Source organism: Roseitalea sp., from assembly GCF_984466335.1.
Genome location: NZ_CFIFWG010000183.1, coordinates 5,032 through 5,502, shown reverse-complemented (window position 1 = coordinate 5,502; position 471 = coordinate 5,032). Strand labels below are relative to the sequence as shown.

Sequence of the window (471 nt, the reverse complement as noted above, 5' to 3'; positions counted from 1 at the left end):
CACGAAGGCGCCGATCAATGCGGCTCGCGTCGCGCCCAGCGTCTTGAGCACCACGGCGTCATGGATGCGCGCCCGGTTGCCGGCGGCCAGCGCGCCGGCCAGAACGAGCAACGAGGCAACCAGCGCCACCGCGGCCGCCGCGCGGACGGCGGTCGCGAGTTGGCCGATCACGCGGTTGACCAGATCGATGGCGTCCTTGACCCGCACAGAGGTGATCGCCGGGAAGGCGCGGGTGACCGCCGACAGCACGGCCGCCTCCCGCTCGAAGTCCGCTCCGGGCATGGTCAGCGTCGCCAGCCAGGAGTGGGGCGCGCCGGCGAAGGTGTTGGGCGAAAAGACCATCACGAAGTTGATGGCGAGCGATTCCCACTCGACCTGCCTCAGATTGGCGATGCGCGCGGTGATGTTGCGCCCGAGCACGTTCACGGTGACGGTGTCCGACCCCGGCAGCTCCGACTCCAACAGCTACGA

The 471-nt window shown here is 69.6% G+C and carries 1 pseudogene; it reads right to left on the bottom strand.

Annotated elements, in window-relative coordinates:
• Nucleotides 1-471, bottom strand: a pseudogene (locus AC5E6L_RS13680) (ABC transporter permease); the annotation flags it as partial.